The sequence below is a fragment of the Tritonibacter mobilis F1926 genome (assembly GCF_000376545.2).
Classification (GTDB): Bacteria; Pseudomonadota; Alphaproteobacteria; order Rhodobacterales; family Rhodobacteraceae; genus Epibacterium; species Epibacterium mobile.
In genome coordinates this window covers 253,369-269,785 of sequence record NZ_CP015230.1, presented here as the reverse complement: position 1 = coordinate 269,785, position 16,417 = coordinate 253,369, and the positions used below count along the sequence as shown (strand labels likewise).

The 16,417-nt window shown below is 60.5% G+C and carries 17 protein-coding genes, 1 tRNA gene and 1 pseudogene; 10 read left to right on the top strand and 9 right to left on the bottom strand.

Translation table 11 applies throughout. From position 1 onward, the window contains the following. Window positions 1-65: 65 nt before the first annotated feature. From K529_RS01335 to K529_RS01320, 5 genes and pseudogenes are all read right to left on the bottom strand, one after another. Complete coding sequence (locus K529_RS01335; protein WP_227512347.1) at window positions 66-668, bottom strand: GNAT family N-acetyltransferase; 603 nt, start codon at window positions 666-668, stop codon at window positions 66-68. Between the two features lie 31 nt (window positions 669-699). Next, on the bottom strand, window positions 700-843 hold the full coding sequence (locus K529_RS23785; RefSeq protein ID WP_227511988.1) for a hypothetical protein: 144 nt from the start codon (window positions 841-843) through the stop codon (window positions 700-702). A gap of 42 nt (window positions 844-885) precedes the next feature. Beyond that, window positions 886-1,767 (bottom strand): sigma 54-interacting transcriptional regulator, encoded by an 882-nt coding sequence (locus K529_RS01330; protein ID WP_052699553.1) that lies wholly within the window; start codon window positions 1,765-1,767, stop codon window positions 886-888. Window positions 1,768-2,185: 418 nt separating this feature from the next. Next, a tRNA-Arg gene (locus K529_RS01325) sits at window positions 2,186-2,262 on the bottom strand. Between the two features lie 112 nt (window positions 2,263-2,374). Further along, window positions 2,375-3,382: pseudogene (locus tag K529_RS01320) on the bottom strand (amino acid ABC transporter substrate-binding protein). A 220-nt stretch (window positions 3,383-3,602) separates the two neighbouring features. Between K529_RS01320 and K529_RS01315 the strand changes: the two are divergent. Further along, window positions 3,603-4,268, top strand: coding sequence for a GntR family transcriptional regulator (locus K529_RS01315; protein WP_110590646.1), 666 nt, complete (start codon window positions 3,603-3,605; stop codon window positions 4,266-4,268). On the opposite strand, the gene K529_RS01310 is transcribed toward K529_RS01315, so the two are convergent. From K529_RS01310 to K529_RS01300, 3 genes are read right to left on the bottom strand one after another with little or no spacing between them, the layout of a single operon-like run. After that, window positions 4,265-5,650: a sensor histidine kinase gene (locus K529_RS01310; protein ID WP_046002737.1), complete on the bottom strand. Its 1,386-nt coding sequence runs from the start codon at window positions 5,648-5,650 to the stop codon at window positions 4,265-4,267. The genes K529_RS01315 and K529_RS01310 overlap by 4 nt on opposite strands. 17 nt (window positions 5,651-5,667) lie before the next feature. Continuing rightward, window positions 5,668-7,083 (bottom strand): dihydrolipoyl dehydrogenase family protein, encoded by a 1,416-nt coding sequence (locus K529_RS01305; RefSeq protein ID WP_046002738.1) that lies wholly within the window; start codon window positions 7,081-7,083, stop codon window positions 5,668-5,670. A 3-nt stretch (window positions 7,084-7,086) separates the two neighbouring features. Further along, window positions 7,087-7,824, bottom strand: coding sequence for a TVP38/TMEM64 family protein (locus K529_RS01300; protein ID WP_005632165.1), 738 nt, complete (start codon window positions 7,822-7,824; stop codon window positions 7,087-7,089). A gap of 427 nt (window positions 7,825-8,251) precedes the next feature. Here K529_RS01300 and rpmH point away from each other — a divergent pair, with 427 nt between their 5' ends. The 3 genes from rpmH to yidD all read left to right on the top strand — a co-directional run bounded on the left by rpmH (window position 8,252) and on the right by yidD (window position 9,281). Continuing rightward, on the top strand, window positions 8,252-8,386 hold the full coding sequence (gene rpmH, locus K529_RS01295) for a 50S ribosomal protein L34 (protein WP_005632162.1): 135 nt from the start codon (window positions 8,252-8,254) through the stop codon (window positions 8,384-8,386). A gap of 33 nt (window positions 8,387-8,419) precedes the next feature. Continuing rightward, the gene (rnpA, locus tag K529_RS01290; protein WP_040642909.1) at window positions 8,420-8,887 is read left to right on the top strand and encodes a ribonuclease P protein component; all 468 of its coding nucleotides are present in this window, start codon (window positions 8,420-8,422) and stop codon (window positions 8,885-8,887) included. Window positions 8,888-9,020: 133 nt separating this feature from the next. After that, window positions 9,021-9,281, top strand: coding sequence for a membrane protein insertion efficiency factor YidD (gene yidD / locus K529_RS01285; RefSeq protein WP_039982888.1), 261 nt, complete (start codon window positions 9,021-9,023; stop codon window positions 9,279-9,281). Window position 9,282: 1 nt separating this feature from the next. Here yidD and K529_RS01280 read toward each other — a convergent pair whose 3' ends face one another. Beyond that, complete coding sequence (locus K529_RS01280; RefSeq protein ID WP_005632151.1) at window positions 9,283-9,831, bottom strand: DUF3833 domain-containing protein; 549 nt, start codon at window positions 9,829-9,831, stop codon at window positions 9,283-9,285. A gap of 134 nt (window positions 9,832-9,965) precedes the next feature. Between K529_RS01280 and ttcA the strand changes: the two genes are divergently transcribed. From ttcA to K529_RS01250, 6 genes are all read left to right on the top strand, one after another. After that, complete coding sequence (ttcA, locus tag K529_RS01275; protein WP_005632146.1) at window positions 9,966-10,853, top strand: tRNA 2-thiocytidine(32) synthetase TtcA; 888 nt, start codon at window positions 9,966-9,968, stop codon at window positions 10,851-10,853. A 67-nt stretch (window positions 10,854-10,920) separates the two neighbouring features. After that, window positions 10,921-12,465: a putative bifunctional diguanylate cyclase/phosphodiesterase gene (locus K529_RS01270; RefSeq protein WP_046002739.1), complete on the top strand. Its 1,545-nt coding sequence runs from the start codon at window positions 10,921-10,923 to the stop codon at window positions 12,463-12,465. Window positions 12,466-12,756: 291 nt separating this feature from the next. After that, window positions 12,757-14,592 (top strand): membrane protein insertase YidC, encoded by a 1,836-nt coding sequence (gene yidC / locus K529_RS01265; protein ID WP_046002749.1) that lies wholly within the window; start codon window positions 12,757-12,759, stop codon window positions 14,590-14,592. Beyond that, the gene (locus K529_RS01260) at window positions 14,589-15,326 is read left to right on the top strand and encodes an MOSC domain-containing protein (RefSeq protein ID WP_005635895.1); all 738 of its coding nucleotides are present in this window, start codon (window positions 14,589-14,591) and stop codon (window positions 15,324-15,326) included. Before yidC ends, K529_RS01260 begins: the two co-directional genes overlap by 4 nt. Then, entirely contained in the window at window positions 15,326-15,976 is a 651-nt protein-coding gene (gene yihA, locus K529_RS01255) for a ribosome biogenesis GTP-binding protein YihA/YsxC (RefSeq protein WP_005635897.1), read from the top strand. Before K529_RS01260 ends, yihA begins: the two co-directional genes overlap by 1 nt. 16 nt (window positions 15,977-15,992) lie before the next feature. Continuing rightward, window positions 15,993-16,352, top strand: a complete 360-nt coding sequence (locus K529_RS01250; protein WP_005635902.1) for a DUF2946 family protein — start codon at window positions 15,993-15,995, stop codon at window positions 16,350-16,352. Window positions 16,353-16,417 lie beyond the last annotated feature (65 nt).

Genomic DNA, 16,417 nt, shown 5'->3' with positions numbered 1-16,417 from the left:
CCTGCGCGGACCACGCCCGCCGTCAATCGCGCCATTCCGGCAATCTATCTGGGAGCCGCCAGTTCTCAACCCTGCGGAAGACGATAAACATCCACCGCGTGCCCGCAGCTCGGGTCGGTGGTTCTTCGGTCAAAGACCATCCCGAGCTTTTGCATAATGCGCGCCGACGCACCGTTTTCAATCTGGCATATGCTAACGATATCGGTGATGCCTCGCTCTTTCACACCAAATGCAAGCGCTGCCGCCGCTGCTTCGCTGGCGTACCCCCTGCCCCAGTTTGGTTTTGAAAACCTCCAACCGATTTCGACAGAAGGATACACTTCTGGCAAAAAGTCCGGCGACGACAAGCCCGCAAAACCGATCAGATCCCCTGTATCCTTGGCCTCAACCGCAAATAGGCCATAGCCCCGCACTCGCCACCCTTGCTGAAATGATGCAATAGAGCGCGCGGACTGAGCCCGACTGCGGGTCTTTCCATCTCTAATGTAGCGCATGACTTCTGGATCGGCGCACATGGCCGCAAACGGCGCGAGATCATCGGGCGTCCAGCCCCGCAACAGCAATCGTTCAGTATGGATAAAAGGCGGTGTCATAGCCTGTTGTACCCAAAACACCCAAGCATCGCCCAGTGTTTTTACCCCCATACGGGCACCGCTACCGTCACGCATCCACGGCGCGCAGTGCTCAAGCGCTGTTCACCTAGTCCCAGTCGATGCCGAACTTGGCGAGGTATTTACGCAGCCGGTCGGCGTCATTGGTAGATTTGCGGCGGTTTCTGGACTGCGCAAAGAGGTTGCGCCCAGCCTCGCTCAGGCTGGCACTCAGCCGGCAGGTACGGATCACTTCGGCCAGTTGCGCACGATCAAAAAGGTCGATGTCATCGACTTACGGCCCAAGGAGGTCAGCCAGAAGTTTCAAATCCGGATCGCTTTGAGAGGCCGACCACAACCCGCGCAGACGGCGGATTTCCTCTTCGACCATTGCTCGGGTGATCCGCCCGCGCGCCGCCAGGATACACATGCGCCGCACCGAGGCCCCGAAATCACGGAAGTTACCCGGCCAGAGCGTCGCCGGGTCACGACAGAATTTCAGATACCGCTCCCGCGCATCGAGAATAAGCCCATATTGCGCGCCCAACTCACGCTCTGCCCGCGCCAACTCAAAGATGAGGTTGGGTTCAATATCTTCGCGACGCTGCCGCAACGGCGGGATTTCAAACGTCCATGCTGTCAGGCGGCTCAAGAGATCCTGCCGAAACAGACCATCCGCCGCCAGTTTGCGCAGATCACGGTTCGCCCCGGCAATCACTTGAAACTGACTGGTGACCTCATAATCTGCTCCCAGCGGATAATAGCGCCCCGTCTCGATTGCATGCAGGATGACCGCCTGTTCGCGCAGGCCCAACTCGTCAATTTCATCAAGAAACAGGACACCGCCATCCGCCTCGCGCAGCAAGCCGTTGCGCTCTGACCCTGCCTGCCCCGTATACCCGCGACGCTGGCCGAAAAGCATGGCAATCCCGTCAGGCCCACTGAGCGTGGCGCAGTTCACATGCACCATCCGCCCTTTAATCATTCGCCGGTCGCGCTTTAGCGTATGAATGCGTTCAGCGAGTTGAGTCTTCCCGGTGCCGGTCTCGCCCAATAGCAGGATCGGCGCGCGCGTCGCGCCTGCGACGTGTTCGATCTGGGAAATCAGCCCATTATACGCAGTATTCCGGGTCTCAATCCCACCTTTCAGCAGGTCACTGTATTCCTGCGCGATCAATCACGTCCTGTGTTAACGCCGCAGTATTTCGTTTGTTCCGCCGAAGCTCGAACACGGCGCGCTCCCAAGCCCCGAAAGGCACACCATCCAGCCCATCGAACGGAGACGGGGCTGATGGCCCCGCCGCTTCTGTTTTGTGGGCAATTCTATTAGACCGGGCCGTGTCCTCGGCTGCGCCTGCGGGCCGCACCAACCCGGTCGAATAGCATTGCCTCGCCCCCTTCCGCGTTCGCCCGCCTTTAGAAAATACCTGGCAGATCAGCAGGAACAGGCGACATCAAAGTCTGAACCTGCAAATCAGCCCTGATTTTCCAAAAGGAAGGTCAGATCAACGCAACAATCCACACGGCAAAAACAGTGGATTGGGTCAGTCTATGACGCCTAGGTCAATTTCGTCTGACGTTCAACAAATGGGAAGTGGCGGACCGAGGAGGATTCGAACCCCCGACCCCTTGATTCGTAGTCAAGTACTCTATCCAGCTGAGCTATCGGTCCACTGAGGGCGGGGTTTATAGCTGGCCCTCGACGGGCGCAACCCCAAATCAGAACTTTTTTAAAACATCTATGACAGCACGCCCCGCTGATCGCTCAGGGGGCGCATACACTCCTAGCGGAAGGGAGGCGCATAGAGGATGCCACCGTCGCGATAGAGCGCATTCAGACCACGGTCGAGGCCGATCAGCGTGTCTTCTCCCAGAAACCTCGCAAAAATCTCTCCGTAGTTGCCCCCGGCAGAAATCGCTGCGACCGCCCAATCCTGATCCAGGCCCAGCATCTCACCATAGGTGCCTTCTGTGCCCAGCATCCGGTTGATCTCCGGGTTATTGGTCGCGCTTGCCGCGAGCGCGGTGACGTCATCCTGCGTGATTCCGAGCTCTTCAGCGATAATCAGGGCATTCAAGGTCCAGCGCACCACGTCGCCCCATTGATTGTCCCCATGACGCACCAAAGGACCAAGCGGCTCTTTCGAGATGGTTTCCGGCAGGATCAAGTGGTTCTGCGGATCAGCAAAGGCCGAACGAGTCGCCGCCAACCCCGCCTTATCAGTGGTGTAGACGTCACAGGCCCCCGCCAGATACTGCTGTTGGGATTCCGCATTGGTTTCCACCGGCACAGGCTCGTATGAGATGTCGTTGGCGCGGAAGAAATCCGCAAGGTTCAGCTCGGTCGTGGTGCCAGTCTGGATGCAGACGGTCGCGCCGTCCAGTTCCTTGGCAGAGGCTACGCCCAATTCCTTGGGCACCAAAAACCCCTGACCGTCGTAATAGTTGACGCCTGCGAATTCGAACTTCAAATCCACGTCGCGACTGAAGGTTCATGTGGTGTTGCGGGCCAGCACGTCAACCTCGCCAGAGGCCAGAGCGGTAAAGCGGGTCTTGCTGGGGGTGGGAACAAATTCCACCGCCGTGGGGTCTTTTAGAACCGCTGCGGCCAAGGCCCGGCAAAAGGCCACTTCGGATCCCATCCACGTGCCATCCTCAGACAAAAAGGCAAAGCCCGGCAGCCCCGGATAGACCCCACATATGAGCTTGCCGCGTTCTTTGACCTCCTCAAGCGTTCCCGCCATCGCCGTGCCTGCACTCAGGGCCACAAGCGCCACCGTTAGTCTCAACATCCCCAATCCTCCCAGATGCCGCGCGGCTGACCGCCGCCAGATAGGGAGACTGTCAGACGATACCGGGCGAGAGTCAACATTTTTGAATTCAATTTAGACATTTATGACGTATTTTGAATTCACAAATGATAATCTGACTGTCAAAAATGGCGGCACAGCAGGTGATGTTGACGCCGCGCAGCCAGCGCGCCAGAACACTTGAATGAGCAAGGAAGACCAAATGCAACGTGGACAAAGCGCGCGTCAGACGGCGGATCGCATCCGAGACATGATCCTTGACGGCCGGTTTGAGGATGGCGCGCCGCTGCGCCAATCCCGCTTGGCCGAAGAATTGGGTGTGAGCCGGGTGCCCCTGCGCGAGGCCTTCCAACTGCTTGAAACAGAAGGGTTGGTGGCGTTGCGCTCCAACCGGGGCGCCATCGTCAGCTTGCCCTCCCCCAGCGAGATTGAGCAACTGGCCGAAATGCGCGCCCAGATCGAAGGCTGGCTGGCGCAAATGGCCGCGCGCTATGCCACCGAGGCGGATATTGCCAAACTGGAGGCCGCGCAGGCCGCGATGGAAACCTGCAGTGATGAGGATTGGTCACGGCACAATATCGCCTTTCACGAGGCACTGCTGGCTCCGGCCAATCGTCCGCATGTGATCGAACATCTGCGCGCCCTGCACCAGCGCCTGTTCCAACGGTTTGGCAAGCCGATCATCTCGGTGCGGGCACGGCAGCGGCAATTGCGCGAACACGCCGAAATTTTGGACTGTTTTCGTCGCTGCGACGGTGAGGCGCTGGCCGCCCATCTGGAGACTCATATTATCATGAGCGCCCGCCCGGCGATTGATCACATCCTCAATAGTCGCCGCTCGCAAAACGCCAGCAGATCAGAGAGTTAAACCGCGCCATCGCCTTTGGGCAGGCAAATCTCAAACACCGTGCCTTCTGGGCCGGTTCTGCCCAGCGTCAGTTGACCGCCGTGCCCTTTGACCAGCTCCGCCGCAATCGCCAGCCCAAGTCCGGTACCGCCCTTGCGCGCGCCGCCCTGAAACGGGGTGAACAGATTGTCGAGCGCCTTTTTCGGCAGACCGGGGCCATCATCGGCCACTTCGATCCACCACGCATCCTCCTCTTCGCGCAAGGACACCGTAATGCGCCCATCGCGCCCTGTGGCGATGATCGCCTGCCGGGCATTGCGCACGAGGTTCATGATCACGCGAAAGATCTGTTCCTTGTCGCAGCGGATCATCGTGGGCAGCGGCACGGTATTGGCGATCTCCACCACCACATCAGAGGCCACGAGGTTTTCACTCTCTGCCACATCATCAATGATCTCGCTGAGGCACACCCGGCCAAATGTCGGTGCCGGTTCTTCGGCGCGACCAAAGGCCAGCGTGCCCTCGCAGAGCGACACCGCGCGGGTGATGGAATTCACCAGTTTCGGCGCCAGACGTCGCACAAGGGGGTCTTCGCTCATCTCGATGCGGTCGGTGAAGAGTTGCGCCGAGGTGAGGATATTGCGCAGATCATGGCTGATCTTGGCCACCGCACCGCCAAGCTGCGCCAGCCTCTCGCGCTGCTTTAGCGCATGGGTCAGCTCGATCTGGAGCTTTTGCAGCGCCTCCTCGGCTTCGCGCAGCTCGATCACCCCGGCCTTGGGGGTAATGATCCCACGTGCATCTTCAGGCGCGGCTGCGTAGCGCTGCATATAGCCAATCACACCCTTGATCGGCTTCACCAGAACCATGCGCACCGCGATAAACAACAACACCGCCGTCAGCACAGAAATCACCGCCGAGAGCAGCAGGATACGCAGGCCATAGTCGATCATTGCCGCCCGCAGCGGACCCGTCTCCATGGTGATTTCAATGAGCAGACCCGCGTCCCGCACCGGTGCGCCGATCACCCGAATGATGTCGTTGCCCGGCGTCGAAAGGCGCATCAACGCATCGCCAATCAGGGTCAGCGCGCTGGCGTCGCGCAGATCAAATGTCGCACCGATCGGACGCGGGATGGGCGAGGACAGCACCAGCTGGCGCATCTCGTCGCGCCGAAGCACCACGTTATAAACGCCCGCATTCTCCAACAGCTCCCGCTCTAAGCTGCTTTCGATCATGTCATCGGCCAACAGCGCAAGCGAGGCGATCTGAGCCCGCTCCAGACGGTCCTCCAGATAGTCCTGCCGAAACCGAGAGATCGAGGGGACAAAGATCAACACTTCGGCCAACATCACGAAGACCGTTGTCAGGATCAGGAATCTGCCCGAAAGCGTGTTTAACATCAGTCCCCGTTTTCGCCTCAGGGTAGCCAGCGCTGCACCAGCCGGACAACCCGTTTTATGCCGGAATTTTCAAATAGTCTCGGTGAGAAATACGCCCCCGCGACCCGTTTGTTAAGTTCCGCGATTGTTGGATAAGGCGCAACCATTGCGGCGATTTGGCTCATCTTCATCGCATTGGCAATGGCAAGCGACCATGTGGCGATCAACTCTCCAGCCTGATGACCAGCAATGGTCGCCCCCACCGGGCGGCCCCTGACCACCATCACCTTGATGAAACCACGCGCCTGACGGGTCGCAATGGCGCGGTCGTTGTGGCCGTAGTCAAACCGCGCCACCTCCAGTCGCCCCTCGTATTTTTCGCGCGCCTCAGCCTCCGTAAGCCCCACTTGGGCGATCTCCGGATCCGTATATGTGGCCCGAGGGATGTGGTCGCCCTTGGCCTTGGCAGGTAGGGCAAACAGCAAAGAGCGGATAATGACACTGGCGTGATAACCCGCGAGATGGGTGAATTGCCCCTGCCCGGCCACATCCCCGATGGCGTAGACTTTGGAATTGCTGCTGCGCAGGTCCGGCCCGACCTTGATACCGGCGCGTGTCACATCGACCCCTGCTGCCGCAAGGTTCAGCCCGTCGATATTGGGCTTGCGCCCCACCGCCACCAAAAGATGCGAGCCAGAGACCGTCCCGGCGCTGGTCTGCACCACGATCTGGCCTGCCTCCTGCCGCACAGCCTGCGCTGCGGTGTGTTCTCGAATGTCGATCCCCTCGCCGCGCAAACGCTCCAGCACAAAGGCTGCCGCCTCCGGGTCATCGCGCCCCAGCGCGCCCTGCGCCTCAAGCACCGTGATCTTGCTGCCCAGACGGCGATGCGCCTGCGCCATCTCCATGCCGATCGGGCCGCCGCCAATCACAATCAGATGCGCCGGGCGCTCTTTGAGCTCCCACAGCGTTTCATTGGTCAGATAGGGCACATCCTCCAGCCCCGGTATCGGTGGCACAAACGGGCTGGAACCGGTGGCAACCACGATCCGCCGCGCGGTGATCCTTGTCTCGCCAGCCTCCACCTCGTTGGGGCTGACAAACCGGCCCTGTTCGCGAATGACCCGCACGCCAAACCCTTCAAACCGCTCCTGACTGTCCACCGGCGCGATGGTGTCGATCACCTCCTGTACGTGCCCCTTGGCGGCAGCATAATCCACCTGAGGCGCATGATCTGCGATGCCAAACGCCGCGCCATGTGCCTGTGCATGGGCCATATGGCCGCTCGCCAGCAGCGCCTTTGACGGCACGCAACCGTAGTTCAGACAGTCGCCGCCCATCTTGTGCGCCTCAAGCAGCACCACATCGGCCCCCATCTGGCTTGCACCCGCCGCCAGCGACAGCCCGCCGGACCCCGCACCGATAATAAGCAGATCACATTTGATCGACTGCATCTCTCAGACCTCCGTCTTGCCGCGCAGGGCCTTGATAACAATGGGCAGCGCCGCCAGTGCACACAGACCAAGGATCGGCCCCAAGACATGCGGCTCCCACAAAAGGCTGAGGTTCGGGCTTTCGCCGCGATCAAACACCTCGCCCAGGCCGACACCAATCCATGTGAACACAATCGCCCCCGGAATGATGCCCAGCGCCGTGGTCCAGAAGAAATTCCACAGCTTCACCCCCACCAGCGCCGGCAGGAGGTTCGCGACAAAAAACGGCACCGCTGGCACCAGACGCAACAGCAGCAGCACCTCGATCTCTGTGTCATGGAGCGCAGCTTTCAACCGCTGGATACGGCCTTCACTGGCCGCCATCTTGGCCGATAGTGTCGCCCCCAACCCCCAGCGCGCGGCAAGAAAGATCGCCATCGCCCCGATGGTGGCGGCGATCACGTTGAACGCGGTGCCAGCGATCAGACCAAACAGGAACCCCCCGGTCATTGACGCCACCGCCGCGCCCGGCAGCGAGAAGGCGACGATCACGATGTACGCGGCCAGAAACGCCAACACGAGCCCCACATAGTTCTGATCCCGAAATGCCAAAAGCGCCTCGCGGTTGTCACGCAGGGTTTCAAAAGACAGCACATCCCCGAGGGTCACAGCCCCAATGATGGCAATGACCGCCACAAGGGCCAACGGCACATGTCTGAGCCAGGTCTTTTGGGGCGGGGAGGACGGGGTTTCGCTCATCATCTCATATTCCTTACGCGGGCTCTGCAGGCATCCGTCGGTGCGGGTGCTCTTTTGCTCTAGCGCTCTAGATGTGGGAATGGCGAGAGCGCTGCAGCCTCTCTCACGCCCGCTTGATGACGGCCTGCCGTTTCGTGATGATCCGGGCCCTTCGATGACAGAATTGAAACATTTCCTCGACGTTGCGCGCTGCGCATGATGGTGTAAGTGATTCCCTTCGATGACGTGCCACCGCCGCGCCATTGGGCGATTTGCCCTGTTTGATCGCGCCGCGCCTTGTGTTTTTTAACAGAAATATGGCAGCAGGCGCTGAAATTGCCCGCATGGGGTTTGACAGCCGGGCATCAGGCGTCTAGAGACCGGGCTTCGAGATAGACCCCGGGGGGCGATTCCGCGCCGTACCCGATGACAACATTTGGAGACCGGAGCGATGAAACGCACCTATCAGCCTTCGAACCTGGTTCGCAAACGCCGCCACGGCTTCCGTGCGCGTATGGCCACCAAGGCAGGCCGCAAAATCCTGAACTCACGCCGCGCACGCGGTCGTAAGTCCCTGAGCGCATAAGTTTTCGCGCTCAGACGACTGGTTCTGACGGACATGACACCGCCGGAGGCTCCCATGGACGGCAAAGCTGACCAGGGGACACAGCCTCCGGCGGTGTCCGTTTGTGCATCTGCCACCCCCAAAACAAGCCGCGCCCCGCGCCCGTCCAAGCCTGCAAAGATTCGGGCGGGAATGGAACTCTTGACCAAACGCGGCGATTTCCTCGCTGCCGCCCGCGCGCGCAAGCAGGGCACAAGGTCGATGATGGTGCAGGGACGCAAGCGCGGCGACGATGGTGCGTTTCGGGTTGGCTTTACCTGTTCCAAAAAGGTCGGCAACGCGGTGATGCGCAACCGCGCCAAACGGCGCTTGCGTGAAATCGCGCGGCTGCTGTTGAAAGAGCACGGCAAACCCGGCTGGGATTATGTGCTGATCGGACGCGCAGGCGAGACCACCACCTGCCCGTTTGAGCAAATGCAAAAAGACTTTGCCTACGCGCTGCGCAAAATCCACGGCTCCTGACAGGGGGGAGGCTCCCGCCCGTGTCGGGTGCATTAAAATGCCCCCTCCCCCGTTGGGCCCAGCGCCGCTGCGCGGCGCGATCTGCCGCCCCATCAAAGTTGCGCTGTCAGATCCCAGCGCTTATGCCGGTGTCATGCGCTTTCTCGCCCGTCTTATCGCCCTCCCCGTCCGCGGCTATCGGCTGCTGTTCAGCCCATGGGTGGGCTTTAACTGTCGCTATCAGCCGACCTGTTCCGCCTACGCGCTCGAAGCGCTGGAGAGACATGGCCCCCTCAAAGGCACATATCTGATGCTACGCCGCATTGGCCGGTGCCATCCCTTTGGCAGTTCAGGCTATGATCCGGTGCCCGGTGCCGACCCGGAGCATGACCGCTGCTGCGGCCACGACCACTAGATCACTGGCGTTTTTCAAAGAAAATCGTAACCTCGCCCAACGTCACGCCAAAGCGCTGCATATAGGCGATGTTCAACAGACGCCCGTCCTCCTGAAGCCACATCCAGTCGTCAAAATCGACCCGCATGCTGTCGCCATCGGGCATCGGCAGATCAATGGTGTAGGTCCAGTTAAACGTGTCTCCGACCTCGCGCCCCTGCGCCTGCCCCTGCACTCCTTCGGCGGTGCCAACCCATTGATCCGCGCCGGTTTTCGTCAGCACCCAATTGCGTGTCTCGCTTGACCCATCCGCATAAGCGAACCGCTCGTTCAAGGTGAGCCGCTCGCCATCCCATGCGCCGTCGATATCCACTTTGAACCGTCGCCGCACTGTGCCAAAGCGATCCTTGAACTGACCGTAGGCCACTGTCTTTCCGGCAAAATAATCCTCAAGATTGAGCTGCCGATCGCTGAGTTTTGCGTCCCCCAGCGAGGGCCGCCCGCAATTGGCAAGCCCCAGCATTGCCAGCACCGCAGTCACCATCAGCGCCGCGCGCCATATGTATTTCATCACGCTCTCTCCCTGCCGTTACATGAAGGAATACGCGCCATCCCCCCACGTGGATCGAAAGTCTGCAGATCTTTTGCGCAGGCTTCATGCAGGTTTTACTTGGCAAGCCCTCAGACAGGCGCTACGGGGCGCTTATGCTGGACCAGGACATCGACGACATTCACCCGCTCTTTCACGGCGCGCCGCAGACCACCGAGTTCAAAAAACTCCGCAAACGTATCGTGCGCTACACGCGCGAAGCGGTGGAGCAATATGGCATGGTGGAACGGCGCGAGGACGGCTCTGTGCCGAAATGGCTGGTCTGCCTTTCTGGCGGCAAGGACAGCTACACCCTGCTGGCCGTGCTCTATGAACTCAAGTGGCGCGGGCTGTTGCCAGTGGATCTGCTGGCCTGCAACCTTGATCAGGGGCAGCCGGGGTTTCCCGCCACGGTGCTGCCGGAGTTTCTGGAAAAGATGGGTGTGCCGCACCGGATCGAATATCAGGACACCTATTCCATCGTGATGGACAAAGTCCCGCAGGGGCGCACCTATTGTGCCCTGTGTTCGCGCCTGCGGCGTGGCAATCTCTACCGTATTGCGCGTGAGGAAGGCTGCTCTGCCGTGGTGCTCGGCCATCACCGCGATGACATTCTTGAGACGTTCTTCATGAACCTCTTTCACGGTGGTCGTCTGGCCACCATGCCACCGAAGCTGGTCAATGAAGAAGGCGATTTGTTTGTGTTTCGCCCCCTTGCCCATGTGGCCGAGGCCGATTGCGAGAAATTTGCGCGCTCGATGAATTATCCGATCATCCCTTGCGATCTTTGCGGCAGTCAGGACGGGCTGCAGCGTCAGCAGGTGAAACAGATCATTGATACATGGGAATCAAACAACCCCGGACGGCGTCAGGTGATGTTCCGGGCGCTGATGAATGCGCGCCCGTCGCATCTTCTGGACCCTAAGCTGTTTGATTTTGCCGGGTTGGCGCTCAAAAATTTCGAAGATGTGACGGAATCCGAGGAAATCCCGCAGCTGCGTTAACTCCTCAGTCAGACCCGCGATTTAGTCTGTGCTTGCACCACCGGCGAAGTCGAAAGGTCTCGAACTCATGAATTTTCCGTATTCACGTCTCCTACAGCGGGTCAGAGACGGAATCTCGCAAGTGGTGTTCGGCCCGCCGATGCTGGCTTTCCTGCCTGCGCTCACCCTTGGGGCGTTCTGGTTTGGTGGTGAAAAAGCATTGGTGGCGGTGGCGCTCGGCCTGCCGCTGGCATTTGCCCTCTTTTCAGGCTTCTCCCGCAAACGCGTGGTCACACCGGGGCGTGACGGCTTGACGGGTCTGTTGCTGGCGTCCGGGTTTGAAACCCACACGCGCGACGTTTTTAATCGTACCGAGGACAGTGGCCTGAAATCCGCGCTTCTGGTGATTGAGATCGACGATTTTGACGACTTGATTGGCGCGCATGGTCAGGATGCCGGGGATATCGTGATGCAACGCGTCGGGGAGCGAATCCGCTCGACCTTGCGCCATCGCGACACCGTGGCCCGGCTGGGGCGCAACCGGTTTGCGATTTGCCTCACCCCGATCATGCAGCTTGATCTTGAGCTGTGCATCCAGCTTGCAGGTCGCTTGCAGTACCGCGCCGAAGAACCCATTCCCTTTGGCGGCACCTCTCTCTTTGTGTCCTGCTCTATCGGCATTTGCCAGCGCCACCGCGTCCCCAAGGATGCGGGCAGCAGCTGGCTGGAGTGCGCGGTGGCCGCGCTCGACGAGGCGCTGATCGTTGGCCCCTCCAGCATCCGTGCCTTCTCCAGCGATACGCATGTGCACCTCAACCGCACGGATAACCTGCTGGAGGACGCAGCTTCCGCGCTGCAAAATGGCATGATCCAAGCATGGTTCCAGCCGCAGATTTGCACCGATACTGGCCGCGTCTCCGGCTTCGAGGCCCTTGCGCGCTGGTGTCATCCGGTAAAGGGCATGATCCCGCCCTCGGCTTTTCTACCCGCACTGGAGCAAGCTGGCCTTTTGCAAAAGCTCAGCCAGGTCATGGTGCAACAGGCGCTGACAGCGATCAAATCATGGGACGCTGCTGGCCTCAAAGTGCCGTCGGTTGGGGTCAACTTCGCCACTGACGAACTGCGCGACCCTGCTTTGGTTAACCGCATTCGCTGGGAACTTGATCGCTTCGGCCTCACGCCCAACCGCCTCACCGTCGAGGTGCTGGAAACCGTGATGACCGATCAGCCCGACGAGGTTGTGGCGCGCAATATCACGGCGCTTGGCGAGCTGGGCTGCCACATAGATCTCGATGATTTTGGCACCGGTCATGCCTCGATTGCCTCCGTGCGCCGTTTCAGGGTCTCCCGGATCAAGATTGACCGCTCCTTTGTGACCAAGGCCGATCACGATCCCGAACAGCAGAAGATGATCGCCGCCATCCTCACCATGGCGGAGCGTCTGGACCTCAAGACCCTCGCCGAGGGGGTGGAAACCGCAGGCGAGCATGCGCTCTTGGCACAATTGGGCTGCGACCACGTACAGGGATTTGGTATTGGCCGCCCGATGCCCTTCGACCAGACGCTTGATTGGGTGATAAACCACGAAGCTAAGCTGCAAGACGCCCCAGCCATCGGTCGCCAGCGTCACTGACAGGTTGCACTGACGACAGATACCACGCCTTCGCCTGGCTATCGCGGGGCAATCTAGGCGTGGCAAAAACGGCGAATCCCGGCGGCTGCAATGTACGTCCGGTGACGCCCCCCTCTTATGCAAAGAGACAGGCGGGCTGCATCCACTCTGATACGACTTGCCGCACCAAAGCCAATGTTTTTAGGGATTCCGCCCCCTGCGCGCACTACGATCCCCGGATTTCCCTTGACCTTCCGGACCGACCTCTGTTGAACCACACCCTGACTTTGCATGCATGAGGTGGCTGTCCAGATGGACGATCAGAACAAGAATCTATTGCTCGCAACCGCTCTGAGTTTCCTAGTGATCCTCGGCTGGTACTTCTTCTTCCCGCCCCCGGAAGAGGCCCCGCAGCCAGCGGCACAAGTCACCGAAACCACCGCGACACCGGGCGACACCTCTGGCCCCGCGGCCGCGCCCAGTGCCGGTGAAGCAACCGCTGAGGCTGACGCGGCCGCCACCGCCGAGGTTGACGCAGCCGAGGACGCCCCGCGCCTTGCGATCAACACGCCACGGGTTGAGGGCTCCATCTCGCTCAAAGGTGGACGTATCGACGATCTGCGCCTCAAGGATTATCGCGAAACGCTGGACGACGATTCGCCCATCGTGACGCTGCTGTCCCCCGCCGGTCAGGCCAACGCCTATTATGCGCTCTATGGCTGGGCACCGGGCACAGGCCTCGGGATTGAGGACGTCCCCACTGCCAACACCCGTTGGCAGGCGGCAGATGGCGCAACCCTGACGCCCGAAACCCCGGTGACCCTCACTTGGGACAACGGCAAGGGGCTGACCTTCTCGCGCGAGATCGCCATCGACGAGGACTATATGTTCTCGATCACCCAGTCGGTCACCAATACTTCTGGCGAAAGCGTCGCACTCGCGCCCTACGGCACCTTGGCCCGCCACGGCCTGCCTGCAAATCTTGAGAATTTCTTCGTTCTGCACGAAGGCGTCGTCGGCATGGCCGATGGGGAACTGGCCGAGATCGACTATGACGACATGACCGATTTCGACCCCGATCCGCGCGATGGTTCGCGCTCTCAGATCACTTCCGTCACTGAAAACGGCTGGATCGGTTTCACGGGCCACTACTGGATGTCGACGCTGATCCCCGCACCGGGCGACGCATTCCGCTCTATCGTAAAATACGACGAGCGCCGCGACATCTACCAAACCGACGTTGTCCTGCCGACCGTGACCCTCGCCGCGGGCGAGAGCACCTCGGCCAGCACCCAGCTTTTTGCCGGTGCAAAGGAATGGGCCACCATCCGCGAATATGAACGTGGCGGCATCGCAGGTTTCCTCGACTCGATCGATTGGGGCTGGTTCTTCTTCTTCACCAAACCGATCTTTGCCGTGCTGCATTGGCTCAATGCCGCCATCGGCAACATGGGTGTCGCGATCATCGCGCTCACTTTCCTGCTGAAAATCCTCGTCTTCCCGCTGGCCTATAAATCCTATGCCTCCATGGCACGGATGAAGGAACTGCAGCCCGAGATGGAAAAACTGCGCGAACGCGCAGGCGATGACCGTCAGAAGATGCAAAAGGAGATGATGGAGCTTTATAAGCGCGAAAAGGTGAACCCGGCTGCGGGCTGTCTGCCGATCCTGATCCAGATCCCGATCTTCTTCTCGCTCTACAAGGTGATCTTCGTCACGCTGGAACTGCGCCATTCGGCCTTCTTTGGCCCGTTCCAAGACCTCTCCGCACCCGATCCGACCTCGCTCTATAACCTCTTTGGCCTGCTGCCATGGGGTGCGCCTGCGCCGGATTCGATCCTTGCGCTGGTCTTTATCGGCATCCTGCCAATCCTGCTCGGTATCTCCATGTGGCTGCAGCAGAAGCTGAACCCGGCCCCCGCCGATGAGACCCAGAAGATGATTTTCGCGTGGATGCCTTGGGTCTTCATGTTCATGCTGGGTGGTTTTGCCTCGGGCCTCGTGGTCTACTGGATCACCAACAACGTGATCACCTTTACCCAGCAGTACCTGATCATGCGGTCGCACGGCTACACGCCGGATGTGTTCGGCAATATCAAGTCGAGCTTCAAACGCGGTGAAAAAGCCGAGAAGGCCGATAAAAAATGACAGCAACTGTCAAACAAATGTGGCGGCACCCGATCAAAGGGATCGGGGCCGAACCACTGACAGAGGTCCGCTTGGAAACAGGCGGGCCTATGCCTTTGGATCGGGCCTGGGCGGTGCTGACCGGCACATCCGAGGATACCGGCGCGTGGCAGCCCTGCCGGAACTTTGCCCGTGGCTGTTTCGGCCCCGAGCTGATGGCGATCACCTCCGAGTGCAACGGCGATCAGATCACTCTGCGCCATCCCAAACAGGGCGAGATCACCCTTGATCCGGCCACCGATGGTGCGCGGCTTCTGGACTGGCTGTTGCCGATCTACCCGGCCGAGCGTCCCCAGCCCCACAGCCTGATCAAGGCGCCTGCGGGCGGCATGGCGGATGCGAAATTCTCTGCCGTCTCGATCCTGTCGCTGACATCGCTGAAGGCGCTGGGTGAGGCCTTGGAACAAGACCTCGATCCGCGCCGGTTCCGTGGCAATCTCTGGATCGACGGCACCGCCCCCTTTGAAGAATTCGACTGGGTGGGACGGGAGCTGAAAATCGGCTCCACCCGGCTGGAAGTGGTGGATCGCATCACCCGCTGCCGCGCCACCGAGACCAACCCCGACACCGGCGAACGCGATGCCAACACGCTGAAGGCACTGCGCGCGCATTGGGGCCACACCGATTTTGGCATTCGCGCCAAAGTTCTGAGCGGTGGCGACATCGCGCTCTCCGACAGCCTAGAGGTTCTGTGATGCAGCTTCCCTTCCCCCTCGCCGAAGATCCCGAAGCAGTGGCCGCAGAAACCGGGCGCAAGCTCTTTGCCGGCCAGTCCGAATTCCTCAAGGGGGTGGTGGCGATGTCCGGCCTGCCCCCGGCGGATCGGATCGAGGTCTGCTTTGCCGGGCGCTCCAACGTGGGGAAATCCTCGCTGATCAACGCGCTCACCGGCACCAAGGGGCTGGCGCGCGCCTCGAACACGCCGGGGCGCACGCAGGAGATCAACTTCTTCACCCAGGGACCCGAGCTCTATCTCGTTGACCTGCCCGGCTATGGCTACGCCAATGCGCCGCTGGCGGTGGTGGAGAAATGGCAGCGCCTGCTGAAACAGTATCTCTCCGGTCGCCAGACGCTGCGCCGCGCCTTTGTGCTGATTGACACCCGTCACGGTGTCAAAAAGGTCGACGAGGAGATCATGAAGCTGCTGGACAGCGCCGCCGTGACCTTTCAGGTGGTGATGACCAAGGCCGACAAGGTGAAGGAGAAAGACCGCGCCAAGATCCTCGATCAGGTGCGCGACGCGCTCTCCAAACACCCCGCCGCCTACCCCGAGATCGTGCTGACCTCGTCGGAAAAAGGCGACGGCATCGCCACGTTGCGCTCCATCATCGCGCATCTGGACTAAGCCCCTGCGCCGCCTCATGCCATATCTGGGCCTGTTGGCTATCCTGATCGCCGGGTTGATCCCGGCGGGCTGGATGCCGGTGACGGCGCATGATGGCAAGGTGCTGCTGGTACTTTGTACGGGCAACGGCCCAGAGGAACGTTGGGTCGACCTCGATGAGGGCACGCCCGCGCACGGCGAACACGAAGAGAACGAAAGCGCCAGCCGCAATTGTCCCCTCGCCGCCCAGCCACAGCTCGCGGCCCATACGGCCGCGCAACTGCCTCTGCCCCTGATGGGGCCAGAGCGTGATCTGTGGTATCGCGCCCCCTTCACCCATCACAGCGCCGGGTTTCACTGGCGCTATGATGCCCGCGGCCCGCCCGCTCTCTCCTGATCCTTCGCAAAATCACCCTGATTGCACCGCGCTTTGACGCGGCTTTACTGGTATGGAGAACTCCC